At 65.0% G+C, this 26,231-nt stretch carries 28 protein-coding genes; 22 read left to right on the plus strand and 6 right to left on the minus strand.

Annotation, left to right across the window (positions count from 1 at the left end; all coding sequences use genetic code 11):
- Window positions 1–269: 269 nt before the first annotated feature.
- From HMPREF3115_RS19290 to HMPREF3115_RS19325, 9 genes are all read left to right on the plus strand, one after another.
- On the plus strand, window positions 270–1,637 hold the full coding sequence (locus HMPREF3115_RS19290; protein ID WP_017234568.1) for an MFS transporter: 1,368 nt from the start codon (window positions 270–272) through the stop codon (window positions 1,635–1,637).
- Between the two features lie 24 nt (window positions 1,638–1,661).
- Window positions 1,662–3,446, plus strand: coding sequence for an acyl-CoA dehydrogenase (locus tag HMPREF3115_RS19295; protein WP_034201270.1), 1,785 nt, complete (start codon window positions 1,662–1,664; stop codon window positions 3,444–3,446).
- A 12-nt stretch (window positions 3,447–3,458) separates the two neighbouring features.
- The gene (locus tag HMPREF3115_RS19300; protein WP_008642609.1) at window positions 3,459–3,929 is read left to right on the plus strand and encodes a MaoC family dehydratase; all 471 of its coding nucleotides are present in this window, start codon (window positions 3,459–3,461) and stop codon (window positions 3,927–3,929) included.
- 21 nt (window positions 3,930–3,950) lie between these two features.
- Window positions 3,951–4,700, plus strand: a complete 750-nt coding sequence (locus tag HMPREF3115_RS19305) for an electron transfer flavoprotein subunit beta/FixA family protein (protein ID WP_008642611.1) — start codon at window positions 3,951–3,953, stop codon at window positions 4,698–4,700.
- A 34-nt stretch (window positions 4,701–4,734) separates the two neighbouring features.
- Window positions 4,735–5,667: an electron transfer flavoprotein subunit alpha/FixB family protein gene (locus tag HMPREF3115_RS19310; protein ID WP_008642612.1), complete on the plus strand. Its 933-nt coding sequence runs from the start codon at window positions 4,735–4,737 to the stop codon at window positions 5,665–5,667.
- Between the two features lie 14 nt (window positions 5,668–5,681).
- A complete protein-coding gene (locus HMPREF3115_RS31030) occupies window positions 5,682–5,882 on the plus strand; it encodes a hypothetical protein (protein ID WP_124988613.1) in 201 nt (66 codons plus the stop codon).
- 158 nt (window positions 5,883–6,040) lie between these two features.
- The gene (locus HMPREF3115_RS19315) at window positions 6,041–6,952 is read left to right on the plus strand and encodes a LysR family transcriptional regulator (protein WP_008642614.1); all 912 of its coding nucleotides are present in this window, start codon (window positions 6,041–6,043) and stop codon (window positions 6,950–6,952) included.
- A gap of 25 nt (window positions 6,953–6,977) precedes the next feature.
- Window positions 6,978–7,208, plus strand: a complete 231-nt coding sequence (locus HMPREF3115_RS19320; protein ID WP_008642615.1) for an EexN family lipoprotein — start codon at window positions 6,978–6,980, stop codon at window positions 7,206–7,208.
- Between the two features lie 226 nt (window positions 7,209–7,434).
- The gene (locus HMPREF3115_RS19325) at window positions 7,435–9,465 is read left to right on the plus strand and encodes a conjugal transfer protein TraG (protein ID WP_008642616.1); all 2,031 of its coding nucleotides are present in this window, start codon (window positions 7,435–7,437) and stop codon (window positions 9,463–9,465) included.
- Window positions 9,466–9,569: 104 nt separating this feature from the next.
- Here the strand turns inward: HMPREF3115_RS19325 and HMPREF3115_RS19330 are convergent, their stop codons facing one another.
- From HMPREF3115_RS19330 to HMPREF3115_RS29700, 3 genes are read right to left on the minus strand one after another with little or no spacing between them, the layout of a single operon-like run.
- A complete protein-coding gene (locus HMPREF3115_RS19330) occupies window positions 9,570–11,159 on the minus strand; it encodes an IS66 family transposase (protein WP_034021473.1) in 1,590 nt (529 codons plus the stop codon).
- A gap of 31 nt (window positions 11,160–11,190) precedes the next feature.
- Window positions 11,191–11,541, minus strand: coding sequence for an IS66 family insertion sequence element accessory protein TnpB (tnpB, locus tag HMPREF3115_RS19335; protein WP_017514072.1), 351 nt, complete (start codon window positions 11,539–11,541; stop codon window positions 11,191–11,193).
- Window positions 11,541–12,005, minus strand: coding sequence for an IS66-like element accessory protein TnpA (locus tag HMPREF3115_RS29700; RefSeq protein WP_017514071.1), 465 nt, complete (start codon window positions 12,003–12,005; stop codon window positions 11,541–11,543). Before HMPREF3115_RS29700 ends, tnpB begins: the two co-directional genes overlap by 1 nt.
- Window positions 12,006–12,094: 89 nt before the next feature.
- Between HMPREF3115_RS29700 and HMPREF3115_RS19340 the strand changes: the two genes are divergently transcribed.
- The 13 genes from HMPREF3115_RS19340 to HMPREF3115_RS19400 all read left to right on the plus strand — a co-directional run bounded on the left by HMPREF3115_RS19340 (window position 12,095) and on the right by HMPREF3115_RS19400 (window position 24,023).
- Window positions 12,095–12,490, plus strand: coding sequence for a hypothetical protein (locus HMPREF3115_RS19340; protein WP_052106087.1), 396 nt, complete (start codon window positions 12,095–12,097; stop codon window positions 12,488–12,490).
- Window positions 12,487–13,524, plus strand: a complete 1,038-nt coding sequence (gene trbB, locus HMPREF3115_RS19345) for a P-type conjugative transfer ATPase TrbB (protein ID WP_008642618.1) — start codon at window positions 12,487–12,489, stop codon at window positions 13,522–13,524. Before HMPREF3115_RS19340 ends, trbB begins: the two co-directional genes overlap by 4 nt.
- The gene (locus HMPREF3115_RS19350) at window positions 13,521–13,904 is read left to right on the plus strand and encodes a TrbC/VirB2 family type IV secretion system protein (RefSeq protein WP_008642619.1); all 384 of its coding nucleotides are present in this window, start codon (window positions 13,521–13,523) and stop codon (window positions 13,902–13,904) included. Before trbB ends, HMPREF3115_RS19350 begins: the two co-directional genes overlap by 4 nt.
- Window positions 13,901–14,185, plus strand: a complete 285-nt coding sequence (locus tag HMPREF3115_RS19355) for a VirB3 family type IV secretion system protein (protein ID WP_008642620.1) — start codon at window positions 13,901–13,903, stop codon at window positions 14,183–14,185. The genes HMPREF3115_RS19350 and HMPREF3115_RS19355 overlap by 4 nt, the downstream gene beginning before the upstream one ends.
- A 10-nt stretch (window positions 14,186–14,195) precedes the next feature.
- Window positions 14,196–16,643, plus strand: a complete 2,448-nt coding sequence (trbE, locus tag HMPREF3115_RS19360) for a conjugal transfer protein TrbE (RefSeq protein WP_008642621.1) — start codon at window positions 14,196–14,198, stop codon at window positions 16,641–16,643.
- Complete coding sequence (trbJ, locus tag HMPREF3115_RS19365) at window positions 16,640–17,377, plus strand: P-type conjugative transfer protein TrbJ (protein ID WP_008642622.1); 738 nt, start codon at window positions 16,640–16,642, stop codon at window positions 17,375–17,377. Before trbE ends, trbJ begins: the two co-directional genes overlap by 4 nt.
- A gap of 12 nt (window positions 17,378–17,389) precedes the next feature.
- A complete protein-coding gene (trbL, locus tag HMPREF3115_RS19370; protein WP_034201269.1) occupies window positions 17,390–18,697 on the plus strand; it encodes a P-type conjugative transfer protein TrbL in 1,308 nt (435 codons plus the stop codon).
- Between the two features lie 11 nt (window positions 18,698–18,708).
- Window positions 18,709–19,413: a conjugal transfer protein TrbF gene (trbF, locus tag HMPREF3115_RS19375; RefSeq protein WP_008640769.1), complete on the plus strand. Its 705-nt coding sequence runs from the start codon at window positions 18,709–18,711 to the stop codon at window positions 19,411–19,413.
- Window positions 19,410–20,408, plus strand: a complete 999-nt coding sequence (trbG, locus tag HMPREF3115_RS19380) for a P-type conjugative transfer protein TrbG (protein WP_008640770.1) — start codon at window positions 19,410–19,412, stop codon at window positions 20,406–20,408. Before trbF ends, trbG begins: the two co-directional genes overlap by 4 nt.
- A gap of 2 nt (window positions 20,409–20,410) precedes the next feature.
- Entirely contained in the window at window positions 20,411–21,673 is a 1,263-nt protein-coding gene (locus tag HMPREF3115_RS19385; RefSeq protein WP_034201268.1) for a TraB/TrbI/VirB10 family type IV secretion system protein, read from the plus strand.
- Complete coding sequence (locus tag HMPREF3115_RS19390; protein WP_008642645.1) at window positions 21,670–21,918, plus strand: DUF2274 domain-containing protein; 249 nt, start codon at window positions 21,670–21,672, stop codon at window positions 21,916–21,918. Before HMPREF3115_RS19385 ends, HMPREF3115_RS19390 begins: the two co-directional genes overlap by 4 nt.
- A gap of 496 nt (window positions 21,919–22,414) precedes the next feature.
- Window positions 22,415–23,275: an urea carboxylase-associated family protein gene (locus HMPREF3115_RS19395; protein ID WP_053298461.1), complete on the plus strand. Its 861-nt coding sequence runs from the start codon at window positions 22,415–22,417 to the stop codon at window positions 23,273–23,275.
- 73 nt (window positions 23,276–23,348) lie between these two features.
- Window positions 23,349–24,023 carry a GntR family transcriptional regulator gene (locus HMPREF3115_RS19400; RefSeq protein ID WP_006403383.1) on the plus strand — a complete coding sequence of 225 codons (675 nt, stop codon included), beginning with the start codon at window positions 23,349–23,351 and terminating at the stop codon, window positions 24,021–24,023.
- Between the two features lie 66 nt (window positions 24,024–24,089).
- Here HMPREF3115_RS19400 and HMPREF3115_RS19405 read toward each other — a convergent pair whose 3' ends face one another.
- From HMPREF3115_RS19405 to HMPREF3115_RS32595, 3 genes are all read right to left on the minus strand, one after another.
- Entirely contained in the window at window positions 24,090–24,488 is a 399-nt protein-coding gene (locus HMPREF3115_RS19405; RefSeq protein WP_006403382.1) for an ectoine synthase, read from the minus strand.
- Window positions 24,489–24,549: 61 nt separating this feature from the next.
- The gene (locus HMPREF3115_RS19410) at window positions 24,550–25,896 is read right to left on the minus strand and encodes an amidase family protein (protein WP_006410344.1); all 1,347 of its coding nucleotides are present in this window, start codon (window positions 25,894–25,896) and stop codon (window positions 24,550–24,552) included.
- Window positions 25,897–25,915: 19 nt separating this feature from the next.
- The coding region (locus HMPREF3115_RS32595) for an ATP-binding cassette domain-containing protein (RefSeq protein ID WP_256276280.1) at window positions 25,916–26,231 on the minus strand (316 nt) is incomplete at its 5' end.

The raw sequence follows: 26,231 nt of genomic DNA on the forward strand, positions 1-26,231 counted from the left end.
GGAAGCCGGTGTGATTCAAACTGGTCTTGAAGTGGCACCTTTCACAGATGCTCGACAGGGTTCATCTCAATTTTGCTTGACGCTTGACCTCTTGGCGCACTTGACGGGGCCCTCAGAAAGGGGCCGTTTGTCATTCGATCGGGGCGCTTCGTCATCGCGGATTGCTGCACCGGCACCTACGATTCCTTGCGTGCGCTGGACGATATGTAGCGGTGCGGCGATGACCGCCGTCCCCACGATCCGGAGCCAAGTTCAAAGGAGACAAACACGTGTGCCAAATCGACATGCAGAAGCTCGCCGACGACGCTCGCTTCAACCGCTTTCATGCCAAGGTGCTTCTATGGTGCCTGTTGATTCTCATCATTGACGGCTATGACATCGCCGTGGTGGGCATCGCCCTGCCGTCCATCATGCAGCAGATGGGCGTGAACGCATCGACTGCCGGTTTCATGGCCAGTTCGGCGCTGTTTGGCATGATGTTCGGTGCTATGGTTCTGGGCACGCTGTCCGACCGGATTGGTCGTCGCTGGGCCCTCTCCATTGGTGTCATGCTGTTCAGTGTGTTCACTGCGGCCGCCGGATTCACCAAGGACCCCATCAGCTTCAGCGTGGTGCGCTTCATTGCTGGCTTGGGGATTGGTGGCGTGCTCCCGGTCATCGTGGCACAGATGGTCGAGTATTCGCCCAAGAAGATCCGCAGCCTGATGACGGCACTGATGACTTCGGGCTACGCACTGGGCGGCATCCTGGCTGCGGTGCTGGGCAAGCAACTGATCGGCGAGTATGGCTGGCAGGCCGTGTTCATCGCGGCGGGGGTGCCCGTGCTGCTAGTTCCGTTCATCCTGAAGTTGGTGCCGGAGTCCATGACCTACCTGATCGCTCAGCGTCGCAATGGTGAGCTAGCCGAAGTGGCACGCCATCTCCAGCCGGGCGGCAAGCACCCGGCGGACGCCCAGTTCTTCGTGCCGGCAGCTGACCGCATGGCAGGTGCACCGGTTACCCGCCTTTTCCAGGACGGGCGGGGCCTGAGCACGGCGCTGTTCTGGGTCGCCTTCTTCTCGGGTCTGTTCATGGTCTATGCGCTCAGTAGCTGGCTGACCAAGCTGATGGCGATGGCTGGCTACAGCCTGGGGTCTGCCCTCAGCTTCGTGATCGCGCTGAATGTTGGCGCGATCATCGGTGCCGTGTGCGGCGGGTGGCTCGCCGACAAGTTCAACATCAAGTGGGTGCTGGTGGCGATGTATGCGCTGGGCGGCGTGCTGCTGTACCTGATGACGTTCCAGACCTTGACCGAGGTGCGCTATCTGATCATTGGCGCGGTCGGCGCCTGCACCACTGGTGCGCAACTGGTGGCCTATGCCTTCTGCGGGCAGTTCTACCCGATGTCCATCCGCTCGACCGGTATCGGCATGGCCTCCGGCGTAGGGCGCCTGGGTGCTATTGCGGCGCCTCTGCTGATCGGCCAGATCGTCGCACTGGAACTACCGCTGGAACAGAACTTCCTGGTGATCGGCGGTTTCGGAGTCCTCGGCGCAATCGCCCTGGCGTTTATCAAGTACGGCGGCCCGACGTCGGCGACTCCGCAAGAGGCCGTGCCAGAACTGCGCCCGTTGCAGCCGACACCGCAAAACGCTTGATCGCTACCATCAAAGGAGTCCGCCATGTCTGTCTATACCGCGCCCTTGCGCGACATGCTGTTCACGATGAAGGAAGTCGGAGGCCTGGAAGCGATCTGCGCCCAGCCCGGCCATGAAGAGACCACACCCGACCTGGTCGAGGCCATCCTGCAGGAGGCAGCCCACTATGCCGCCGGCGTGCTGGATTCACTCAACCGTACGGGCGATGTGCAGGGCGCGCGCTGGCACGATGGCGAGGTCACGCCCGCCGATGGCTTTCGCGAGGCCTGGTCCAGCTTCTGCGAGAACGGCTGGATTGGAATGCCGGCCTCCACAGAGTGGGGCGGTCAAGGACTGCCCACGCTGGTGTCCACCGCCGTGCTGGAGATGTGGAAATCGTCCAACCTGGCCTTCAGCCTGTGCCAGATGCTCACGCTCGGTGCCGTGGAGGCGATTGCCCACCACGGCAGCGAGGCGCTCAAGCAGCGCTTTCTGGAGCCCATGGTCGCCGGCCGCTGGACCGGCACCATGAATCTCACCGAGCCGCAGGCCGGATCCGATCTGGCCGCGCTGCGCAGCCGCGCCGTGCCCGAGGGGGATCACTACCGCATCAGCGGCAACAAGATCTTCATCACCTGGGGCGAGCACGACATGACCGAGAACATCGTGCACTTGGTGCTTGCCCGGCTGCCCGATGCGCCGCCGGGCGTGAAAGGCATCTCGCTGTTTCTGTGCCCGAAGTTCCTGGTCAATGACGACGGCTCCCTGGGCGAACGCAACGACCTGGCCTGCACCTCGATCGAGCACAAGCTGGGCATCCACGGCAGCCCCACGGCCTCTATGACTTTCGGCGACAACGGGGGCGCGATCGGTTATCTCGTCGGCGAGCCGCACCAGGGGCTGGCGTGCATGTTCACCATGATGAACCACGCACGGCTGAACGTCGGGCTGGAGGGCGTGGGCGTTTCCGAGCGTGCCTACCAGCATGCCCGGGCCTATGCGCTCGAGCGCGTGCAGGGCAAGCCGGCGCTGGCCGGCAGCAGCACCATCGCTGGCCACCCCGACGTGCGGCGCATGCTGATGGACATGAAGGCGCGCACCGAGGCCATGCGCGCGCTGGCCTATTTCTGTGCCGGCCAGATGGACCGCGTCGCCGGACACCCCGATGCGCAGGAGCGCGCGCAGGCACAGGCCCTGGTTGGCCTGCTGACGCCTGTGGTCAAAGGCTGGTGCACCGACAGCGCACAGGGCATCACCTCCGATGGCCTGCAGATTCATGGCGGCATGGGCTATATCGAGGAAACCGGGGCCGCGCAGTACTTCCGCGATGCCCGCATCACGACGATCTATGAAGGTACCACCGGCATCCAGGCCAACGACCTGATCGGCCGCAAGCTGGCACGCGAGGGGGGACGCACGCTGAAGGGCTTGTTGACACGTATCGACAGCGATGCGCGCCAGTTGATGGATGCGCGCGACCCGGAGCTCTCGTCCATCGGCGACGCGTTGATGAGAGCAGTTCGGGCTCTGGAGGACGGGGCTGACTGGCAGCTGGCCCACAGTGACGCGCAGCCGCAGGACTGCGCCGCGGGGGCGGTGCCTTTCCTGCGATTGGCGGGCACCGTGATCGGTGGCTGGCTGTCGGCGCGCATGGCCGAAGCCGCCACGGCGCAGTTGGCGGCGGATTCCAGCGATGCGGGCTTTCTGCGGGCCAAGCGCATCACGGCCAGCCACTATGCGACGCACATCCTGGTGGAGGCCTCCGCGCTGCGCGACATCGTGGTCCATGGCGCGGCCAGCACGTTGGCATTGTCGGACGACCAGCTCTGAGAGATATAGACGATGAACGACCTGAATGGCTACGACGTCGAGGATCTGCAGCCGGGCATGAACGCCTGCTTCTCGAAGACCATTACCGAAGCGGACATCGTGATGTTTGCTGGCGTCTCCGGCGATACCAATGCGGTACATCTCAACGAAGAGTTCGCGGCCACGACGCGATTTGGCGCACGCATCGCGCACGGCTTTCTGACGGCCAGCGTGATTTCTGCAGCGGTCGCAAACCGGCTGCCGGGGCCAGGTACGGTCTATCTGGGGCAGCAATTGCGCTTCAAGGTGCCTGTCAAACCGGGCGACACCGTTCATGCCGCGGTCACCGTACTGTCGGTGGAGGTGGCCAAGGCACGGGCAGTGCTGTCCACGGTCTGCCGAGTCAAGGACACCGTAGTCATCGAGGGCGAGGCAACGGTGATGATCACTTCGCGTGCGCAGCGCGCAGCAAGCGAGCTCCAGGCCATGCCCTCGGTGGCCTGAACCTCAATAGGAAATCCTCTCATGAAAATTCTCGTATCCGTAAAACGCGTGGTGGACTACAACGTCAAGGTGCGTGTGAAGTCCGACGGCAGCGGCGTGGACATCGCCAACGTCAAGATGAGCATGAACCCCTTCGACGAGATTGCTGTTGAGGAAGCCGTGCGCCTGAAAGAAAAAGGCGTGGTCACCGAAGTGATCGCCGTCTCCTGCGGCGTGGCCCAGTGCCAGGAAACGCTGCGCACTGCCATGGCCATCGGCGCCGACCGCGGCATCCTGGTCGAGACCAATGAAGAACTGCAGCCGCTGGCCGTGGCCAAGCTGCTCAAGGCTCTGATCGAAAAGGAACAGCCCGGCCTCGTGATCCTGGGCAAGCAGGCCATCGACGACGACTGCAACCAGACGGGTCAGATGCTGGCGGCGCTGGCCGACCTGCCGCAAGCCACCTTCGCCTCCAAGGTCGAGATCGCTGGCGACAAGGTGAACGTGACCCGCGAAGTGGACGGCGGCCTCGAAACCCTGGCGCTGAACATACCTGCGGTCATCACCACCGACCTGCGCCTGAACGAGCCGCGCTACGTGACGCTGCCCAACATCATGAAGGCCAAGAAGAAACAGCTGGACACCTTCAAGCCCGAGGAACTGGGCGTGGACGTGGCACCCCGCATCAAGACGCTGAAGGTCAGCGAGCCGCCCAAGCGCGGCGCCGGAGTCAAGGTGCCCGACGCGGCCACCCTCATTGACAAGCTCAAGAACGAAGCCAAGGTCATCTAAGGCTCATCACAACAACATCGAAAGGACACCAGCCATGACCGCACTCGTTATTGCAGATCACGACAACGCAAGCATCAAGAGCGCCACCCTCAACACCGTCACGGCCGCCAAGGCCTGCGTCGGTGACGTGCACGTGCTCGTCGCCGGCGAGAACGCCGCCGCCGCCGCTGCCGCCGCCGCCCAGATCGCTGGCGTCGCCAAGGTCATCCACGCCGACGGCGCGAGCCTGAAGCACGGCCTGGCCGAGAACATCGCCGCCCAGGTGCTGGCCATCGCGGGCAACTACAGCCACATCCTGTTCCCAGCCACCGCCGGCGGCAAGAACGTGGCCCCCCGCGTGGCCGCCAAGCTCGACGTGGCGCAGATCAGCGACATCACCAAGGTCGACGGCCCCGACACCTTCGAGCGCCCCATCTACGCCGGCAACGCCATCGCCACCGTGCAATCGGGCGACGCCACCAAGGTCATCACCGTGCGCGGCACTGGCTTCGACGCCGCGTCCGCCACCGGTGGCGCAGCAGCGGTCGAGACCGTCGCCGCCGTCGCCGACTCCGGCAAGAGCAGTTTCGTGGGTTCCGAGATCGTCAAGAGCGACCGTCCCGAGCTGACGGCCGCCAAGATCATCGTCTCGGGTGGCCGGGCGCTGGGCAGCGAAGAGAAGTTCAAGGAAGTCATCACCCCGCTGGCCGACAAGCTGGGCGCCGCCATCGGTGCCAGCCGCGCCGCGGTGGACGCGGGCTACGCCCCCAACGACCTGCAGGTCGGCCAGACCGGCAAGATCGTGGCGCCGCAGCTGTACATCGCCTGCGGCATCTCGGGCGCCATCCAGCACCTGGCGGGCATGAAGGACTCCAAGGTGATCGTGGCGATCAACAAGGACCCGGAGGCACCGATCTTCTCGGTGGCCGACTACGGGCTGGAGGCGGACCTGTTTGCCGCCGTGCCGGAGATGACAGCAATTATCTAAATAGGAGCATGACTATGGCCTTGCTGCGCCAGTATTTGTTCGAACTGCGAGCGGCCCTTGAGGCAGGCGCGGCAAGTTGCGATAGCCAAGAAGTGCCGAGTATATTGAATCCCTGTTTTACCGAAATTGCTGCTATCGATCCATCAACCATGGCGGAATCAAATGTGCTATTCAGACCATCTTCGATTGTCAACAAGGTACCACTAGTTCAATGAAGCGGGTCTTGTAGTAATCGCACTCAGTCGCTAACTCGCCGACAACGACTTACAGGCTCGATATATTGGTACATCGGCATTACGACCGGTATTCTCCGCCTTCAAAGTCCCAAGAATCCGGGGGGGGCTTGCGTGTCGCAGGAATGGAAAATTTTCCAATGGAGCTTAGACATTTACGCTACTTTCTCACGGTCGCCGAGGAGCTTCACTTTGCTCGGGCTGCAGAAAAACTGCATATGGATCAGTCACCTCTATCCCGTGCCATCAAAGATCTGGAAGACGAACTAGGAGCAAAGCTATTCACCCGTACCACACGCAACATTCGACTGACTCATGCCGGCAAAGTATTTCTGGAGCGGGTTCCACGTATCTTTGAGGCACTGGAACAAGCGCGCGATGGTGCGAAATCGGCCGCCAGTGGGTTTCATGGCCAGTTGCGCATTGCCCTGTCCGACGGTATCACGCCATCGCGGCTGCCTGCCTTGCTGGCCCGTAGCCGCGAGGAAGAGCCCGAAGTAGAAATCCGCCTGTTCGAGGTACCACTGGATCAGCAGATCAGAGGCTTGCAAGAAGACCTGTACGACGCGGGCTTGTCTATGGCGGACGAGGTAGGCGACGGCATCGTGACGACTCCCGCGTGGGATGACGAATTGATGGTGGCGCTGTCTTTGCGCCACCCCTTGCTGGAGCACCGGCGCATTCCGCTGGAGATGGTGTTGCAGCAACGGTTGGTGCTCGGCGACCCGGCCGCATGCCAGGGGCATACTCGCCAGATAGACCGCATCCTGCAGAAGCGGGACGAGGAGTTGCAGATCCTCCAGCGCGTTGCCACCTTCGACGTGATGATGGCCCTGGTATCCGCAGGACTGGCGGTTGGTCTGGCAGGTGCAGCGCATATCGCATCCAGTAAAGAGCCTGGAGTCAAGGCCCGTCAGTTGGCGGGAACGCCACCCATGCTGACAACTTATCTGCTGCGTCGAGATACTGAACCGTCACCGATGCTGACCCGGTTCATTCAACGTGTCGTCACCATGGATTCGGCTGGTGCCGATAACGTGACCGATTCGTGAATCCGAAATCCAAAGGACGCTCGCCATGAACAAAATCGTGATGTCCGTGATTGCCGTTGTGATGACGGCCTGTGGTCCTGCCAATCCTACAGAGACAGTGGATGAGCTGGTGGCGAACCCCGCACGCATCAAGGAAATCCAGCGCCAATGCAAGGAAGATCGCGCGAAGATCGGCGATGAACTTTGCATGCGCGCAGCCGCAGCCGCCGAACGGCGCTTCTTCGGCGACAGGCCGGAGCAGAAGAAAGCCCCGTAGCCCACGCAAGGCGCACCGGCGTCGCGCTTCTGCGACAGCTTGCGCACTGTTACCTCGATACGCCGCAGCGCCTTTGTGCCTGCGGCATTTTTATTGTCTTCGCCACAGCAAGAACTATGGCTTTTTAAGCCTTAATCCCGGCGATTTCAGTCTTTGACCGGTACTCCCTATGGCATTGATCCTGATAGGGGCGGCACGTTGTTGTGCCGTTCTCGGAGGCAGGATCATGCAAGGGACGAACGTGCTGTTCGGTCAGATTGCCGTCGTATTCGGCATCGTGATCGCCGGAGTGTGGAGCGCCACGCAATGGACGGCAGCGGCTCTGGGGTACCAGCTACGCCTGGGATCGCCGTGGTTCGATTTCCTCGGCACGCCGGTCTATCACCCGTGGCGCCTGTTCGAGTGGTGGTTCTTCTTCGATGCCTACGCGCCGCATGTCTTCGACGTGGGCGGGGTCATTGCAGCGGGCAGTGGCCTGTTCGCGGTGCTGGTCGCCATCGGCATGTCGATCTGGCGCTCGCGCCAGTCCAAGCTGGTCACGACCTATGGCTCTGCGCGCTGGGCCAACGCGGAGGACATTCACAAAGCGGGCCTTGACCAGTCCGCGGGCGTGTTCCTCGGCCTGCATCGCCAGCAGTACCTGCGCCATGAAGGCCCGGAACACGTCCTGACCTTCGCGCCCACCCGCTCGGGCAAGGGTGTGGGCCTAGTGGTGCCGACCCTGCTGTCGTGGCCCGCATCCGCCGTCATCCACGACATCAAGGGCGAGAACTGGAGCATTACCGCAGGTTGGCGTTCGCGCTTCTCGCACTGCCTGCTGTTCAACCCGACGGATAGCCAGTCGGCGGCCTACAACCCGCTGCTCGAAGTGCGGCGCGGCGGGCATGAGGTGCGCGACGTGCAGAACATCGCGGACATCCTGGTCGATCCAGAAGGCGCACTGGAGCGGCGCAACCACTGGGAGAAGACTTCGCATGCGCTGCTGGTTGGAGCCATCCTGCATGTGCTCTACGCGGGCGAAGACAAGACGCTGCGCGGCGTGGCGAACTTCCTTTCCGATCCTGCCTGCCCATTCGATCTGACCTTGCACCGCATGATGACCACGCCCCACCTCGTGAATGAGGAGGGTGGTGGCCCGCATCCGGTGGTGGCTTCAGCGGCGCGCGAAGTGCTCAACAAGAGCGACAACGAGCGCTCGGGCGTGCTGTCCACGGCCATGTCGTTCTTGGGCCTCTACCGCGACCCTACGGTGGCCGAAGTCACGTCGCGCTGCGACTGGCGCATCGCTGACCTGATCGCGGCCGAGCATCCGGTGTCGCTGTACTTGGTGGTGCCGCCTTCGGACATTTCGCGGACGAAGCCGCTGATCCGCCTGATCCTCAACCAGATCGGGCGACGCCTCACCGAATCGCTTGACGGCTCCGATGGCATCGAGCGCCGCCACAAGCTGCTGCTGATGCTCGATGAATTCCCCGCGCTCGGGCGGCTGGATTTCTTCGAGACGGCGCTGGCCTTCATGGCGGGCTACGGCATCCGCAGCTTCCTGATCGCGCAGAGCCTGAACCAGATCGATAAGGCCTACGGCCAGAACCATTCGATCCTGGACAACTGCCATGTGCGCGTGACCTTCGCCACCAACGATGAGCGCACCGCCAAGCGGATATCCGAGACACTGGGAACCGCCACCGAACTGCGCGCGCAGCGCAACTATGCCGGCCATCGGCTCGCGCCCTGGCTGGGGCACCTCATGGTGTCACGGCAGGAGACAGCCCGCCCGCTGCTGACGGCCGGCGAAGTCATGCAGCTACCGCCCGACGAGGCGGTGGTGATGGTCTCCAGCGTGGCGCCGATCAAGGCCAGGAAGCTGCGCTACTACGCGGACGCCAACTTCAAGCGACGGGTGCTGCCGCCGCCGGTGCTCGCCGCGGGGCGCTATGCCGACGTGCCGCCGGCCCGTGCGGATGACTGGAGTGGGCTGGCGATTCCCGCCGTGCCCGTCGCACCGGCCGCGGCATCGGCCGATGGCCTGGAGCACCTGGGTTCGACCGATGACGGCGGCCCGCGCCGTCAGCCCGAACTCTCCGAGACCGTCGCCTACGACCCCGACCTGGTTGCGCCCGCAGCCGACCTCGGGCTGCTCGATGACGACGACATGCCTTTGCCTCTTTCGGTCTCCCTCCCGCGCCAGCTCGACCCGGCCCTGCAGCGCACGGCCCGGCTGGCATCCCTCGACCCTGACGACGGAATCGCGCTATGAGTCAGCACCGCTTGAATCTCTTCATCCAGCCCGAGCACGCCAGGCGGCTCGACGAACGTAAGCGGTCTTTTGAGGGCGTCCCTTGCGGCCGCCGGCGGTATCCGCTAGGCGTCTGAGGACTTGAGCGTCCAGGGCAGCAGAGCCTCGTAGTCGTCGGCGGTCTGTGCGTGTGGCAACGCCTTGAACAAGGCAACGAGATACTGATACGGATCGACGTCGTTGGCCTTGCAGGTTTCCACCAGTGAGTAAAGACTTGCGCTGGCGTTGGCACCGGCCACGGTGTCGCAGAAGAGGAAGTTTCTCCGTCCGATCACGAATGGCCTAATCGCGTTCTCGCAGGGATTGTTCGAGATCGGCCAAGTTCCGTTCTCGATGTAGCGCACGAGCTTTGGCCACTGCCCATGCAGGTAGTGCAGCGCCTTGCCGAACAGGCTTTGCGGCAGTACGGTATGCAGGTGTTGCAGCAGCATCGTTTCGATCTCGGCCAGCAGCGGCTGGCTTTGTTCGGCGCGAACTTGCTGCCGTTGTTCCGGCCTCATCTCGAGCGTGTGGCGTTCGATGGCAAACAGCTTGCCGATGCGCTGCAGGAATCCGGTGACCGTGTGGTCGGCGCGCTTGTCCTTGGGCAAGGCTTGCTCCGCCTCGACCAGGTAGCGCCGCGCGTGCGCCCAGCATCCGAGGTGCACCAACTGATAGGTGTTTGCGACGTCGTCGTATGGTGCATAGCCGTCGGTCATCAACACCGACCCAGGCTTGATGCCGGCATAGAGAGCCGTAGCCTGCTTTGTCTCGCGTGTGGGGCTATAGGCAAACAACCGTACCGGCGGGCCCGTGCCATTCATCTGCGCCCATAGGAAGCTCTTTCTCTGGGCAGGCCTGCCGGACTCCTTGAGCACCTGTACCGTTGTCTCATCACCGTACACGACGTCTGCTTCCAGCAGATGGTCACGCAGCAGGTTGATGATTGGCTGCACCGCTTGGCCTACTCGCACTATGCTTGCGGCCAGGGTGCCGCGAGAGAGGTCCCCGCCGAAGCGATGCAGCAGCGCTGCCTGGCGGTACAGCGGCAGGCCATCCTGATACTTCGAGGTGATGCACCAGGCCAGCGCCGATTCGGTAAGGAGTCCCTTGGGAATAATGCGTGCCGGTGCCGGCGTCGTCTTGATGCCGCCGTCGCAGCATGGGCAGGCGTACTTGACCCGCTGGTGCTGGATCACGCGGACCTGTTGCGGCACGATGTCGAGCTGTTCGCTGACCTCAACGGCAATCTCGACCAGAGTCTGGCCATCGAGGGGGCAGACGCGTTCCGATTCGGGTAGTTCGTGACGAACCTCGACACGGGGCAGCGCCGGGTCGAGCGGCTTACGGCCACGCTTCTTGCGTGTGTGCCCGGCCACTTCGGTCTCGGGCGTACCTTCTTCTTCCTGCGCCGGCTGCGCGGCCGCTGCCGCCATGGCTTCGGCCTCATTGAGGAACAAGTCCTTCTGCTCCGAGCCTCGCGCCTCGCTCTTGGCGGCGAACAGCTTACGCTGGAACGCCTTGAGCTGTTCCAAGAGCAGGTCTCGCTGGACCGTCATCACACGCAGCTCGCCCTTGATTGCCTCGCGTTCCGCGAGTATTGCCTTGAGCTCGCGCTCGGCGTCTCGCAACAGTTGCAGCTCGGCGGCGGTAACGGTGACGGGCGTGGATGGCATGGCGGGTTAGACCGCTGCCGCCAAGCAGCGTTCACGCAGCGCGATGGTATTCTCGGTGCGGGTGCCGGCGCATCGCCTCGATGTCGATTCCCTCGAGCAGCCAGTGCAACTGTTCGACCGTCAGCGTGGCCACCGACGCCTCGCGTGGCCAAGCAAACCGGTCCGCCTCCAATCGCTTCAACAGTAGCCAGAAGCCGTTGCGATCCCAGCCGAGAATCTTGATGCGATCGGCCCGCTGGTTGCGGAACACAAATACAGCAGATGCAAACGGATCCAGCCCGAGCGCCTGCTCGACCAGCAGTGCCAGGCCGTTGATGTTCTTACGGAAGTCCACAGCGTCGCGATGCAGGTACACCCGCAGCCCAGCGTCGAGGCGGAACATCAATGGCCTCCATTCAGGGCTTCGATCATTGCCCTTACGAGCGCCACGTGTCGCTCGTCGCATTCGAGCTCGAGTGATACCCCGTTGGGTAGCTTCGCGCTCAAGAGTGCCAGCGGTAGCGCTCGCTGCGGTGGCGAATCGGCAGTCGCTGAGGCCGCTTCGCGGCGAGGCACCACGACCTTTGCAGGTGTCTCGATCGGCCGCGAATCCAGAACCTCCTGGACAACCGGCACGAATGCCGGCAATGCACCTCGCGCCTGCGCTGAATCTCGGTACTCCCGAATCCATTTGCGCAACTGATTAGCGTTGATGCCAGCCTTGAGAGCCGTGCCCGAAACCGATGCTCCCGATTGAAGGCAGAACTCAATCAGACGCCGCTTGGCCGCTGGCTCGTAGTCGCGCTTCCCATTGGAGCGGACTCGCACCGCCTGCAGCGGAAATAGGTCAATCTCGTCTTGGATCATGTTTGCGTCCGCAAAGTCTTTGCGGACGCAAGCCTGCCAACGTTCAGCCTTCAATACCAGACGTCGTCAATTGAGCGCTTACCGACGAACTGGCCGCCGCCAAGGGCGTGTCCAAGTCCAGCATCGTCGCGGCAGCGCTTGCATCGTGGCTGTCGCCCGACGCTGGCGACCAGCGCGAAGCCGCCATCGCCAAGCGACTGGATCGCCTGTCGCGCCACGCCGAGCGCCTGGAGCGCGACCAGAACATTGCCATCGAAACGCTGGCGCTGTTCATCCGCTACTTCCTGACCGTCAGCACACCTGTTCCCGAGGCCCATCAGGACGCCGCCCGCGCCCAGGGTAAGGCCCGCTTCGAGCAGTTTGTCGAACAGCTTGGCCGCCACCTGCTGCGTGGGCGCAGTCTGGTGCGCGACGTGGTGGACGAACTGAATCCCGATCCGATGCGGATGGCGGACACGGCCGAAGCACAGGAGCGAGCCTCATGAGCGCCGTTCCTTCCTCCTTCACGGCCACATCGCTGGATCGCCGCATCCAGATGCTGCGCACGGCAATGGGGCCGCTGATCGCTGCCGCGCTCGAAGACCCGGACGTGGTGGAAATCATGCTCAATCCCGACCGGACGCTCTGGGTGGATCGCCTGTCCACGGGCCGCGCGCCGATGGGCGTGGAGCTGTCCGAGGCCGATGGCGAACGCATCATCCGCCTCGTGGCTGCCCACGTCGGCGCCGAAGTGCATCGGGGTCAGCCACTGCTGACAGCCGAGCTGCCGGAAACCGGCGAACGCTTCGAGGGCATCCTGCCGCCCGCTGCACCGGGGCCAGCCTTCGCGCTGCGCAAGCGCGCCTTCGGCGTGATCCCGTTGTCGCGCTACATCGAGGACGGGATGATGACCGCCGCACAGGCGGGCCTGCTGGTGCGCGCTGTGCGCGAGCGCCAGAACATCCTGATCGCCGGTGGGACGAGTACCGGCAAGACCACCCTGGCCAATGCGTTGCTGGCCGAGATCGCCGCCACCGGCGACCGCGTGCTGGTGCTCGAAGACACGGTGGAGCTGCAATGCGCAGCCCGCGACCACGTACCGCTGCGCACACGCCAGGGCGTGGTGTCCATGACCGAGCTGGTGCGGTCTTCGATGCGCCTGCGCCCGGATCGTGTCGTCGTCGGCGAGGTGCGCGGCGCCGAGGCGCTGGATCTCATCAAGGTCTGGGGCACCGGCCATCCAGGCGGCGTCGCCACCATCCACGCCGGCTCCGCGCTGGGCGCATTGCTGCGCCTGGAGCAACTGATTCTCGAAGTGGCGGTGAACCCGCCCCGTGCGCTGATCGCGGAAGCGGTCAATGTGGTCATCCACATCGCCGGGCGCGGGCGCAAGCGCCGCATCGAGAGCATCGCCCGCGTCGTCGGCTTCGATGGCGTGGGCTACCAACTGGCGGATGCACTGGAGGCTCCATTCCCGGAGCTGCTGCCGCAGTCCGACCTTTCCTCCCCGTCCCCTGACCACTCTGGAGAACTGCCATGACGCAGATGATCGTTCCTGCTTTCCGTACTTCCGCAAATCCTCTTCGCCGGCCCGCGCGGCTGGATAACCTGGCTCGCCCGGCCATGCAAGGCTTGATGCTCGCGGCGCTGATGCTGCTGCTTGCGGGCACCGCCCAGGCCGCGGGTTCCTCGATGCCCTGGGAAGGGCCGCTGCAATCCATCCTCGAATCCATCCAGGGGCCGGTGGCCCGGATCATCGCGGTCATCATCATCATCGCCACGGGCCTGGCGCTGGCCTTCGGCGATACCTCGGGCGGGTTCCGCAAGCTGATCCAGATCGTCTTCGGTCTGTCGATCGCGTTTGCCGCGTCCTCGTTCTTCCTGTCGTTCTTCAGCTTCTCGGGCGGGGCCGTCGTATGAACGCGGCCCACGATGGCGTGCAGGGCTTCGCTCCCGGCTTTGAGGTGCCGCTGCATCGCTCGCTGACCGAGCCGATTTTGATGGGCGGCGCTCCGCGCACCGTGGCCATCACCAACGGCACCTTGGCCGCTGCCGTGGGCCTGGGCTTGCAGATGTGGATTCCCGGCGTGGTGCTCTGGATCGTCGGTCATGCGCTGGCGGTTTGGGGCGCGCGCGTCGATCCGCAGTTCATGCAGGTCTTCGCCCGCCACATCAAGCACCGGCCGCTGCTGGACGTGTGAGGGGAATGCCATGCTGAACCTTGCCGAATACCGCCAGCGGCCCGCATTGCTGGCCGACTGGCTGCCCTGGGCCGGGCTGGTTGCGCCGGGCGTCGTGCTGAACAAGGATGGCTCGTTCCAGCGCACGGCGCGCTTTCGTGGCCCCGACCTCGACAGTGCCACGCAGGGCGAGCTGATCTCTACGTCAGCACGATTGAACAACGCGTTGCGCAGGCTGGGTTCGGGCTGGGCCTTGTTCATCGAAGCCGAGCGCCGGCCCGCCGCCAACTACCCGCACTCGGAGTTTCCCGAGCCGCTGTCGTGGCTGGTAGACGAGGAACGCCGCGCCGCCTTCCAGGACTCGGGCAACCACTTCGAGAGCGGCTACCACCTGACGCTGATGTATCTGCCGCCCGAGGAGGCACGCGCCCGCGCGGCGGGCCTGCTCTACGAGAACCGTCCGACCGAAGGCGTGGACTGGCGCGAGCGCCTGACGGCCTTCGTCGCGGAAACGGATCGCATCTTTGACCTGCTCGATGGCGTGATGCCGGAGATCGCGTGGCTCGATGACAGCCAGACGCTGACCTACCTGCACTCGACCATCTCCACGCGGTGCTATCGCGTCGGTGTGCCGGAAGTGCCATTCCATCTCGATGCGCTGCTGGCCGATTCCGCGCTCATTGGCGGGCTGGCGCCCATGCTGGGCGATCAGCACCTGCGCGTGGCGACGGTGCGCGGCTTCCCGACCTCGACCTGGCCGGGGATTCTGGATGACCTCAACCGCCTCGGCTTTGCGTATCGCTGGTCAACCCGGTTCCTGTGCCTCGACAAAGCCGATGCGGAAAAGGAGCTTTCCCGCCTGCGCCGCCAATGGTTCGCCAAGCGCAAGAACGTCATCGCATTGCTGCGCGAAACCATCTTCCAGCAGGAAACCCCGCTGGTCGATACCGACGCGAGCAAAAAATCGGCGGATGCCGATGCGGCGTTGCAGGAGCTGGGCAGCGACCAAGTGGCCTTCGGCTATGTCACCACCACGGTGACGGTGCTCGATGCCGACCCGGCGAAGGCCGATGAGAAGCTGCGCATGGTGGAACGCGTCATCCAGGGGCGCGGCTTTGTGACGATCCCCGAAACGCTCAATGCCGTGGATGCCTGGCTATCGTCGATTCCGGGGCACGCCTACGCGAACGTGCGCCAGCCCATCATCTCGACGCTGAATCTGGCACATCTGATGCCGGTGTCCGCCGTATGGGCCGGGCCGGAGAAGAACGACCACCTCGACGGCCCGCCGCTGATCGTCACGCGCACCGAGGGGGCAACGCCGTTCCGGCTGGTGACGCACATTGGCGACGTGGGCCATACCTTGGTGGCCGGCCCCACGGGCATGGGCAAGTCGGTCTTGCTCGCCACCTTGGCGATGCAGTTCCGTCGTTATCGCGGCTCGCGCATCTTCGCCTTCGACATGGGGCGCTCGATGCGCGCCACCATCCTGGGCCTGGGCGGCGAGCACTACGACCTGGGCACGGATGGAGAAATTGCCTTCCAGCCGCTCGCCCGCATCGACCGCGAGGGCTATCGCACCTGGGCGGCCGAATGGCTCGAAGGCCGCTTGCGGCATGAGGGTGTCGCGGTCGGCCCCGACGAGAAGGTGGCCATCTGGTCGGCACTCGGCAGTCTCGCCGGTGCTCCGCTGGAGCAGCGCACGATGACCGGGCTTTCCGTCTTGCTGCAATCGAACGCACTGCGGCAAGCGCTGGCGCCCTATGTGCTAGGTGGCGCACACGGCAAGTTGCTGGATGCGGATTCGGATCGCCTGGGCGCTGGTTCCGTGCAGTGCTTCGAGATGGAGGAACTGATGCACAGCAAGGCCGCTGTCATGGCCGTGCTGCATTACCTCTTTGCGCGCTTCGATGAACGCTTTGACGGTGCGCCGACGCTGCTGATCCTCGACGAAGCGTGGCTGTTTCTCGATGACCCGGTGTTTGCGGCGCACATCCGCCAGTGGCTCAAGACGCTCAGGAAGAAGAACGTCAGCGTCATCTTTGCCACGCAGAGCCTGGCGGACATCAAGGATTCGAGCATCGCGCCGGCCATCATCGAGAGCTGCGCGAGCCGCATCTTCCTGCCCAACCCGCAGGCGACCGAGCCGCAGATTCGCACGATCTACGAAGGCTTCGGGCTCAACAGCCGCCAGATCGAGATCGTGGCGACTGCACAGCCCAAGCGGGACTACTACTACCAGTCGCGTCTCGGCAATCGCCTGTTCGACCTCGACCTGGGCGCCGCGACCTTGGCCTTCGCGGGTGCGTCCACGCCGCAAGACCAGCGCGACATCGACGCGGTGCTCGCTGCCGCCACCACCTCCACATCTTCCGCTTCCACCCCGTTCGCGGCCACCTGGCTGCGCCATCGCGGCCTGCATTGGGCCGCCGAACTGCTGTCCTCGTTTCCTTCCCACCCGCAGGAGAACTCACCATGAAAACCCGCATCCTTCCCGCCGCAATCGCCGCCGTCCTGACCGGCTCCCTGATGTTCGCCCAGCCCGCGGCGGCCCTCATCGTGTTCGATCCGTCCAACTTCGTGCAGAACATGCTGACGGCCATCCAGACGCTGCAGCAGCTCTACAACCAGATCAAGCAGTTGCAGAACGAGGCCAAGATGTTGGAGAACCAGGCGCGCAACCTGGCGAGCTTGCCATCCAGCGTGGTCGGTCAGTTGCGCGCCAACCTGGCGTTGACCCAGCGGCTGATCGACCAGGCCAAGGGCCTGGCCTACGACGTGACGAACATGGACAAGGAGTTCAAGCGCCTGTATCCCGAGCAGTACGCTGCCACCGTGAGCGGCGACCAGATGTACCGGGACACGCAGGAACGCTGGAAGAACACGCTCACCAGCCTGCAGACCGCGATGCAGATGCAGGCCCAGGCCTCGCAGAACCTCAAGGATGACGAGGCCGTGCTGGCTGACCTCGTGGGTAAGAGCCAATCGGCCGTGGGCGCGCTGCAAGCGATGCAGGCCATGAACCAGTTGCTGGCCCTGCAGGCCAAGCAGTCGATCCAGACGCAACGCTTGCAGCTCACGCAGGATCGCGCCGTATCGCTGGAGCAGGCGCGGCAGGCCGCGGCCACGGAGCGCGGGCGCGAAATCACGCGGCGCTTTCTGGGCTCTGGAACGCCATACACGCCGCACCCCGTCGATTTCTACAACCGCTGACGGGGCCGGGCCATGAACGACGTATCGGTCATCGACCGCTTTCTCGATGTTTTCTCGCGCTACATCGACTCGGGCTTTGGGCTGCTGCAGGGCGAGGTGGCGTTTCTGACAGCCACGCTGATCGTCATCGACATGACGCTCGCCGGACTGTTCTGGGCGATGGGCCATGCCAGCGGCCAGGGCGAGGACGTGATCGCCAAGCTGATCCGCAAGGTGCTCTATGTGGGCGCCTTCGCCTACATCATCGGCAACTTCAACATGCTCGCGGGCGTGGTGTTTCGCTCTTTCGCGGGGCTGGGCCTGACGGCCAGCGGTTCCAGCGTGAGCATGGGCAACTTCCTGCAGCCGGGGCGGCTGGCCAAGACCGGCATCGACGCGGCGGCCCCCATCCTGGAGCAGATCAAGCAGATGGCGGGCTTCCCGGAGGTGTTCGTCAACATCACCTCCATCGTGGTGCTGTTCCTCGCGTGGGGCATCGTCCTCCTGTGCTTCTTCGTGCTGGCGGTGCAGCTCTTCGTGACGCTGATCGAGTTCAAGCTGACCACGCTCGCGGGCTTCGTGTTGGTGCCGTTCGCCCTCTGGAACAAGACGGCGTTCCTGGCCGAGAAGGTGCTGGGCAATGTGGTGTCTTCGGGCATCAAGGTGCTGGTGCTCGCGGTCATCGTGGGGATCGGCACCGGGCTGTTTGCCGAGTTCAGGATTCCCGCAGGTGCCGAGCCCTCCATCGACCAGGCGCTGGTCATCATGCTGGCTTCGCTGTCCATGCTGGCCCTGGGCATCTTCGGGCCGGGCATTGCCACCGGGCTGGTGTCCGGCGGGCCACAGCTTGGAGCCGGTGCGATGGCCGGAGCAACGCTGGGGGCCGCAGGCGCTGCCATTGGCGTCGGGGCTGCGGCTGCTGGCGTCGGCAGCGCCGTGGCTGCAGGGGCGCGGATGGCACCTGGTGCAGCCCGCCTTGCGGCCGGCGGCGCGCGCGGCGCCAAGGCGGCTTTCGATGCTGGCTCTACGGCCGCAGGCAGTGGCATCCAAGGCGCTGCCGCTGGCGCGGGCAACGTGGCCAAGACCGCCGGGCAAAAGGTAGCCGACGGCGCACGCTCGATGAAGGAGCGCGTGGCAGCGGCCTTCCGGCCGGATGAGGCGCCGGCATCTGGCGCTGATGCCGCAGATGCGCCTCCATCCAACGAACAGCCTGCCTGGGCCAAGCGCCTGCACCGCAGGCAGCAGCTCACCCATGCCGCGACCACGGCCGCCCACACGCTGCGCGGCGGCGACGGCGGCAGCTCCAGCCAGGGGCCAAGCCTTCGTGATTCCGATTCATAAGGAGAACTCCCATGCGATTCAAACGACCGCAGGTGCGCTACGCCGATACGCCGCAGCCTGCCACCCCGTACCAATCCGCCGCCCAGGTCTGGGACGACCGCATCGGCTCGGCCCGCGTGCAGGCGAAGAACTGGCGGCTTATGGCCTTCGGCTGCCTCACGCTGGCGGTGCTGATGGCCGGCGGCCTGGTCTGGCGCTCGGCGCAGTCCATCGTCACGCCCTACGTGATCGAGGTGGACAACGCGGGCCAGGTGCGCGCTGTCGGCGAAGCCGCCACGCCGTACCAGCCCAGCGATGCGCAGATTGCTTACCACCTGGGCCGCTTCATCGGCCTGGTGCGCTCGCTGTCCATCGACCCCATCGTGGTGCGGCAGAACTGGCTCGATGCCTATGACTACACCACGGACAAGGGCGCCGTGGTGCTCAATGAGTACGCGCGGGTGGCTGATCCGTTCTCGCGCATCGGCAAGGAGTCGGTGACGGTGCAGGTGTCCAGCGTGACCCGCGCCAGCGACCAGTCCTTCAACGTGCGCTGGACCGAGACGCGCTTCGTCAACGGCGCGCTGGATCGCACCGAGCGCTGGAACGCGGTGATCTCCACGGTGCTGCAGACCCCGCGCACGGAGCAGCGCGTGCGCAAGAACCCGCTGGGTATCTACGTCAACGGGCTGGCGTGGAGCCGCGAGCTGGAAGGAAACGAAGGAGCAAAACCATGAATGGACATTTCCGTAAACCCGCCTTGCCTGTGATCCTACTGGCATCCACCGTTTTGTTCTCGGGCTGCGCCACGCAGGGGACTCCGCCGCCATCCATCTCGTTGGATGGGCCGGTGCAGGCCCAGCCGCTGCCCGAGGCGCCGAAGCCCGTGGAGGTCGTGACCGTGCCCGAGGTGCTGGCACTGCCTGGACAGATGAAGCCGCTGGCCGGTGATGCCAAGGCCACACTGGAATCGCCCGACGAGAAGGTGCGCGTGACCCGTGCGAACACGGAGGCCCGTGTTGCGCCCACACGCGAGGGCTATGTGAACGCCATCCAGGTCTGGCCGTTCACTGATGGCGCGCTGTACCAGGTCTATGCGGCCGTGGGTCGCGTGACCGTGATCGCGCTCCAGCCGGGCGAGGAACTGGTGACGGTGGCTGCCGGTGACACGGTGCGCTGGATCGTGGGCGACACATCGAGCGGCAGCGGCGATGCGCTGCGCGTCAATGTGATGGTCAAGCCCATCCGCTCGGGCCTCAAGACCAATTTGGTCATCACGACCAGTCGGCGCACCTACCTGCTAGAACTGACTTCGACCGAGAAGACATGGATGGCTTCGGTGTCCTGGGAATACCCCAAGGACAGGATGCTGGCCCTGCAGCGCCAGGCACAAGCGGCCAGCGCCGCCGCGCCGGTCGATGCCGGGCTGTCGCTGGAGAAGATCCGTTTCCGCTACGCGGTCAGCGGCAGCAATCCGCCGTGGAAGCCGTTGCGGGCCTTTGACGATGGCGAGAAGGTCTATATCCAGTTTCCGGCGGGCATCGCTCAAGGCGAGCTACCGCCAATGTTCGTGATCGGCGCGCAAGGCGACGGACAACTGGTGAACTACCGCTTCCGCTCGCCGTACTACATCGTGGATCGGCTGTTTGGTGCGGCCGAGCTGCGCCTGGGTGGCGATAAGGGCGCCGTGGTGCGAATTGAGCGCACCGATGGCGTGGCACGGAGGAATTGAGCATGAGCCAAGACAACACCCCCGACCATGCCACTTCTCAGGGGGGCAAGGCGGCGCCCGAAGCGATGGCGTTGCGCGCCCAGCCGCGCCCGGTCACGCGCCTGAACCGGCGCACGCTGGCCATGCTCACCGGCGGCCTGTCGGTCGCCGTGCTCGGGGCCACGATCTGGGCCCTGCAGCCGCACCGGCGCGGCGCAGGCTGGCAGAACGAGCTGTACAACGTGGATCGGGTCTCAAAGTCCGAAGGGCTGGATGGGTTGCCGTCCGATTACTCGAAACTGCCGAAGGCGCCCGAGCTGGGGCCGCCGCTGCCGGGCGACCTGGGGCCGGCCATCGTGGCGGCGCAGCAGCCCACCTACATGCCGCCGGGACATGATCCCAACGACGCCTTGCGCAAGGAGGCCGAAGCGGCGGCGGCTTCGGCGGTGTTCTTCCGCTCGGGAAAGCCGGGCCAAGCCGCTGGCGCTGTCGCGCAGGCGGCGCCCGGAGCACCCGGCATGGCCAACGCCTTGGCAGGGTTCGATCCGCTGGCGGCCGGTCCGGCCTCGACGGCGGCCCAGCCCAGTGATCCCACCACCGTGCAGAACCGGCAAGACCAGAAAGAGGCGTTCCTGAAAGGCGGCTCCAAGGAGACTCGCAATTCCGGCAATCTCCAAATGCCAGCCTCGCCGTACCAGGTGATGGCCGGGACGGTGATCGCAGCGGCGCTGGTCACAGGCATCAAGTCCGACCTGCCGGGCGATGTGATCGCCACGGTGACGGAGCCGGTCTATGACACGGCTACGGGCAGGTTCCTGCTGATTCCGCAGGGCTCGCGCATTTTGGGCAAATACAACAGCCAGGTGAGCTTCGGGCAGAGCCGGGTGCAGATGGTGTGGAACCGGATCATCTTGCCAGACACATCCTCGCTGACGCTCGACAACCTTGTCGGCACCGATCCTGCGGGCTACGCAGGGTTGGAGGATGAAGTGGATCAGCATTGGGGCCGCATCTTTGCCGGGGCGGCGCTGACCACGCTGCTGGGTATCGGCGCCGAGTTGGCCGCGCCGGAGAATCGGCAGAACGGCAACCGCATCGTCATTGCCGGGCGCGATGGTCTGCAGGACAGTGTGAACCAAGTGGGGCAGGAGATGACCCGGCGCAACATGAACATCCAGCCGACGCTGACAGCGCGGCCGGGGTTGCCGGTGCGGATCATCGTGGCAAGGGATTTACAGGTTCGACCTTACCAGCCGCTCTTTCTTCAGCGTGGAGGTGCCCGATGAACATGGCCAGAAAACTCCGGCTTGGGCCGCTGCCATCGACCAGCAGCACCAAGCTGACATTCGCTTGTCCAGCCAGCCTGAAAATGGATCTAGACCGGTACGCCGCTCTTCATGCGCAGACCTATGGCGAAGCGGTCGATGCGGCCACGCTGATCCCGCACATGCTCGAAGCCTTCATGGCGGGGGATCGGGGATTCAAGCGGGGTGGCAAGGCCAAGGCCGTCGCCACCCCGAAGTCAGGATGACGATGCTCCGACATAGATTTAATGAAGAACGCGCGGCTCCAGGCCGTGCGTTCTTCGTTTGGGAAGCCGGTAATATGGGAGTTCAGGTCGGTTGCCGACGCTGCACTCCGTGTCCGATGTAGCGCGATCCGGCTTTCTCTCCCAACGCTCTCATGTGGCACCTAGCCCACACCGCCGAGGTGCCATCGGGTGGCACGATACAGAGCTAACTTGCTGTCTCGTATAAGGTTTCAGGCCAAATGGGATGCCTTGAAAATACTTGACACCGAACATTTTTTATCTCCTCCCGCAGCGAGCGCGCCTGCACGCCCGCGCCGCGCGCGGTACTTCTCGGTACTTTCCGCCGGTTGACACGCGGCCCCGCCCTCCGCCTATACTCCTCGCAGCGCCAACGGATTGTTGAACAATCCACCATCCGAATTGACGCCTGACCGGCCACTGCAAAGGCTTCCGGCCGACCGCCCGTATCCGCCACCTTCGTCGAGAGCAACGCGTCATGTCCAGCTATCCCGCCGCTTACCAGGTCACCAAAGGCTCCGTCCTGAACGTCGACAAATCGTTCTATGCCGCGATCGCGCAGCGTCGCGACGCGCGCGAGCGCATCGAATCGCACGTCGTGCCGATCCGCAGCGGGTTCGCCTGGACGGTCCCGGCCGGCCACGTGTTCCGGATCGTCACGCTCGAGGGGCCGCAGGTCGCCGATCTGAACATGTGGAACCTGCACAATCCGCGCGAGCGGATGTGGGCGTCTCGCACGCGTCAGTTGCAGGCGGCGCACGTGACGACGTTCGATCGCCTGTGGTCGACGCTGCCGTATCTGCGCCCGATGGCGACGATCACCGACGACACGCTCGCCGACTACGGCGTCGACGGCGACGGCGGCCGTGTGCACGACCTGCTCGGCACACGCTGCGATCCGTACGTCAACAAGCTGCTGACCGGCGAGGACTTCCATTTCCACTGCCACTCGAACCTCGTGCGCGCGGTTGCGCCGTACGGGCTGACCGAATTCGACGTGCACGACGTGCTGAACGTGTTCCAGTGCACGGGCCTGAACGACGACGACAAATACTTCATGAAAGCCTGCCCGGCGAAACCGGGCGACTATCTGGAGTTCTTCGCCGAGATCGATCTGTTGTGTGCGATGTCGACGTGCCCGGGCGGCGATCTATCCGTGCCGATGTGGGGGCCCGACGCACGCGATCCGATCGACGTGTGCCGGCCGCTCGGCGTCGAGATCTACCGGCTCGATCCGAGCCTGCTCGCAGGCTGGTCGTCGCCGGCCGTCGCGCCGTATCGCGGCCAGCACGGGATGCAGCCGCCACAGGCGAGCTGGCAGCACGACGGCACGGCGTGACAAAGCCCGTAGAATGGCGAAACGCCGCCGGCCGGCCACGCCGGCGGCGATCGGACAGGAGCGAACGGACAGCATGGCAAGCGAAAAAGCGAGAGGACAATCGGTCGCCGACCGGATCAGCCATCAATTGCGCGAGCACATCATCAGCGGCAAGCTGCCGCCCGGCACCGCGCTGATCGAGATGGACCTCGCCGCCGAATACGGCACGTCGCGCAATTCGCTTCGCGAAGTCCTGCATCAGCTTGGCCGCGAGGGGCTCGTCACGTTCGTGCGGCACAAGGGCGTGGTCGTGCGCACGCTCAATCGCCAGGACGTACGCGATCTGTACGTCGCGCGCCGCACGCTCGAACTGCATGCGCTGAATACGGCCGAGCTCGCGCAACCGGTGCTGCTCGACAAGATGCAATCGGCGATCCGCGCGGCCGAGCGCGAACTCGCGAAAGAGAACTGGCAGGCCGTCGGCACGCATAGCCTGCGGTTTCATCAGCATATCGTCGCGCTGCAGAAGTCCGCGCTGCTCGACGAATTCTTCCGGACGATCTCTGCGCAGCTGCGTCTCGTGTTCGCGTCCGATCCCGACGAGAAACGCGTGCAGACGCCCGACTGGATCGAACGCGAATACCGCATCTACGATCTGCTCACGCAGAACCGCCGAAGCGAAGCCGTGACGGTGCTCGCACGCTATCTCGACGATTCCGAGCGCATGCTCGTCGACGCGATCCGCCGCACCCATCGCGACGCCGCGTAGCGCACGCAGCGCACGCCGCATGCATGCCGCGCGATGCGGCACGCATGCGACGACGGCGGGCCGGCCTTACACGTCGTCGCCGGCCGGCAGCGCATAGCTGCCGTCTTCGCGATGCGTTTCGCGCCCCGTCAGCGGCGGATTGAACACGCAGACCAGATGCAGATCGCCGCGCGTCGCGCGCAGAATGTGCGCGTCGTTCCGGTTCAGCGCGTAGACCGTGCCCGGCGTGATGCGGTGCACGTCGCCGGTTGCCGTATCGACCACCTCCCCTTCGCCTGCGACGCAATAGTTGGTCTCGAAGTGATGCTTGTAATGCAGATGCAGCTCCGCGCCTTCGTGCACGCGCGTTTCGTGAACGGAATAGCCGACGCCGTCCTGCTTGACGATCATCCGCTTGCTGTCCCAACCAGGCCCGCTTGCGTGGCGTTCGGTGTGGGCAATGTCGGCCGATCTTACGACGATCATGCGCACCTCGGAATGGTGACGATGAAAAACGGCAGGGCGTGCCCCGCCGACGGGAAACGGTTCATCTGCATGCGTCCAGCGCGTGTTCGACGCGCACTGCCGCATCGAGCAGGCTTGCATCGCCGCCGCGGCGTCCGGTCATCAGCAGCCCGATCGGCCTGTTCCGCCGGCGGTCCGCCGGCACGCTGATGCTCGGCAGATCGAGCCGGTTCGCGAACTCGGTGAGCCGGAATGCGCGCGCATTCTGCGCGAGATAGACGGCGGTGTCGGCCAGCTCGGGCATACGCGGCGGCAGCATCGGCACCGTCGGCGTGAGCACCGCGTCCGCTTCGCCGAGCGCCGCGTCGTACGAGTCGGCCAGTGCGCGCAGACGCACCAGCGCAGCCGCATAGTCGTGCGCACGCACCTGCTCGCCCGCAGTGATGCGTGCGGCGACGAGCGGGTCGTAGCGATCCGCGCACGCCGCGAGCCGCGCGCGATGCAGACTGAACGCCTCGGCCGCGATGATGCCGCCCTCGCGCGCAGCCGCACCGGCCTCGACGATGCAATCGAGCCGCTTGCGCTCGATGCGCGCGCCGCACGCGGATAGCCGCGACAGCCACGCGTCGAACGCCTGCGCGACCGCTGCATCGGTGTCGTCGGTCGCGAAGCGTTCCGGCACGACGAAATGCAGGTCGCCGATTCGCGCAGGCATAGGCGCAGCCGCACCAATCGCACGGCCGTGCAGCGCGGCGTCCGCATCGCGGCATCGCGCGGCCGTCGCGGCGATCAGGCCTGGCACGTCGAACGTCGTCGACAGGAATTGCATGCCCGCATCGGGATAGCGGCCGCGCGAGGGCTTGAACCCCGCCACGCCGCAGAATGCGGCCGGAATGCGAGCCGATCCGCTCGTGTCCGAGCCGACCGACAGATCGGCGACGCCCAGCGCGATCGACACCGCGGCGCCCGAGCTCGACCCGCCTGCCACGCGCTCGCGATGCGCGTCGAGCGGCGTCGCCGGCGTGCCGTAGGTGCGGTTCACGCCGAGCGCGCCGTACGCGAACTCCGTCATCGCGGTCTGCGCAATGAGCACGGCGCCGGCGCGTCGCAGCGCCGCGACCACTGCCGCGTCGGTGCGCGCCGGCGGATCGTCGGCGAGTACGCGCGAGCCTGCATGCGTGACCCAGCCTTCGCAGTCGAAACACGCCTTCACCGTCAGCACCGCACCGGCCAGCGGCGCGGCGCCGCCGTGACGCGCGCGCCGGTCCCATTCGTGCGCCTCGGCGAGCGCCGCCGCGTCGCGACGCGCCAGCCATGCGGTGCCGATGTCGTCCGGATGCGCGGCCGCACGGGCAATGCATGCGCGCAGCCGGTCGACGCAGGGGCGCGCGTCGCGCCGTTCGTCGTGCGGAAAATCGAAGCCGTTCATGCGTGAGCCTCGCGTCCCATCATGCGAAGTGAACATGCCGCAGAAAATCCTTCACGCGTGCGTCGCCGCTCGCCCGTATGCGCTCGGGCGGCACGTCGTAGAGGATGCGGCCGTTCTCCATGAAGACGATGCGGTCGGACACCTTGAACGCGAAGTTCATTTCGTGCGTGACGATGATCATCGTCATCCCTTCCTTCGCGAGCGTCTCGACGACCTTCAGTACTTCGCCGACCAGCTCCGGATCGAGCGCCGACGTCGGCTCGTCGAACAACATGATCGACGGCCGCGTCGCGAGCGCACGCGCAATCGCGACGCGCTGCTGCTGGCCGCCCGAC

The organism is Burkholderia sp. HMSC10F09 (genome assembly GCF_001806955.1).
GTDB lineage: Bacteria > Pseudomonadota > Gammaproteobacteria > Burkholderiales > Burkholderiaceae > Burkholderia > Burkholderia multivorans.

Coding starts and splice junctions, on each gene's coding strand:
- HMPREF3115_RS19295 (WP_034201270.1), top strand. CDS start 1,662: ATGTCTGTCTATACCGCGCCCTTGCGCGACATGCTGTTCACGATGAAG.
- HMPREF3115_RS19300 (WP_008642609.1), top strand. CDS start 3,459: ATGAACGACCTGAATGGCTACGACGTCGAGGATCTGCAGCCGGGCATG.
- HMPREF3115_RS19305 (WP_008642611.1), top strand. CDS start 3,951: ATGAAAATTCTCGTATCCGTAAAACGCGTGGTGGACTACAACGTCAAG.
- HMPREF3115_RS19310 (WP_008642612.1), top strand. CDS start 4,735: ATGACCGCACTCGTTATTGCAGATCACGACAACGCAAGCATCAAGAGC.
- HMPREF3115_RS31030 (WP_124988613.1), top strand. CDS start 5,682: ATGGCCTTGCTGCGCCAGTATTTGTTCGAACTGCGAGCGGCCCTTGAG.
- HMPREF3115_RS19315 (WP_008642614.1), top strand. CDS start 6,041: ATGGAGCTTAGACATTTACGCTACTTTCTCACGGTCGCCGAGGAGCTT.
- HMPREF3115_RS19320 (WP_008642615.1), top strand. CDS start 6,978: ATGAACAAAATCGTGATGTCCGTGATTGCCGTTGTGATGACGGCCTGT.
- HMPREF3115_RS19325 (WP_008642616.1), top strand. CDS start 7,435: ATGCAAGGGACGAACGTGCTGTTCGGTCAGATTGCCGTCGTATTCGGC.
- HMPREF3115_RS19330 (WP_034021473.1), bottom strand. CDS start 11,159: ATGCCATCCACGCCCGTCACCGTTACCGCCGCCGAGCTGCAACTGTTG.
- tnpB (WP_017514072.1), bottom strand. CDS start 11,541: ATGTTCCGCCTCGACGCTGGGCTGCGGGTGTACCTGCATCGCGACGCT.
- HMPREF3115_RS29700 (WP_017514071.1), bottom strand. CDS start 12,005: ATGATCCAAGACGAGATTGACCTATTTCCGCTGCAGGCGGTGCGAGTC.
- trbB (WP_008642618.1), top strand. CDS start 12,487: ATGAGCGCCGTTCCTTCCTCCTTCACGGCCACATCGCTGGATCGCCGC.
- HMPREF3115_RS19350 (WP_008642619.1), top strand. CDS start 13,521: ATGACGCAGATGATCGTTCCTGCTTTCCGTACTTCCGCAAATCCTCTT.
- HMPREF3115_RS19355 (WP_008642620.1), top strand. CDS start 13,901: ATGAACGCGGCCCACGATGGCGTGCAGGGCTTCGCTCCCGGCTTTGAG.
- trbE (WP_008642621.1), top strand. CDS start 14,196: ATGCTGAACCTTGCCGAATACCGCCAGCGGCCCGCATTGCTGGCCGAC.
- trbJ (WP_008642622.1), top strand. CDS start 16,640: ATGAAAACCCGCATCCTTCCCGCCGCAATCGCCGCCGTCCTGACCGGC.
- trbL (WP_034201269.1), top strand. CDS start 17,390: ATGAACGACGTATCGGTCATCGACCGCTTTCTCGATGTTTTCTCGCGC.
- trbF (WP_008640769.1), top strand. CDS start 18,709: ATGCGATTCAAACGACCGCAGGTGCGCTACGCCGATACGCCGCAGCCT.
- trbG (WP_008640770.1), top strand. CDS start 19,410: ATGAATGGACATTTCCGTAAACCCGCCTTGCCTGTGATCCTACTGGCA.
- HMPREF3115_RS19385 (WP_034201268.1), top strand. CDS start 20,411: ATGAGCCAAGACAACACCCCCGACCATGCCACTTCTCAGGGGGGCAAG.
- HMPREF3115_RS19390 (WP_008642645.1), top strand. CDS start 21,670: ATGAACATGGCCAGAAAACTCCGGCTTGGGCCGCTGCCATCGACCAGC.
- HMPREF3115_RS19395 (WP_053298461.1), top strand. CDS start 22,415: ATGTCCAGCTATCCCGCCGCTTACCAGGTCACCAAAGGCTCCGTCCTG.
- HMPREF3115_RS19400 (WP_006403383.1), top strand. CDS start 23,349: ATGGCAAGCGAAAAAGCGAGAGGACAATCGGTCGCCGACCGGATCAGC.
- HMPREF3115_RS19405 (WP_006403382.1), bottom strand. CDS start 24,488: ATGATCGTCGTAAGATCGGCCGACATTGCCCACACCGAACGCCACGCA.
- HMPREF3115_RS19410 (WP_006410344.1), bottom strand. CDS start 25,896: ATGAACGGCTTCGATTTTCCGCACGACGAACGGCGCGACGCGCGCCCC.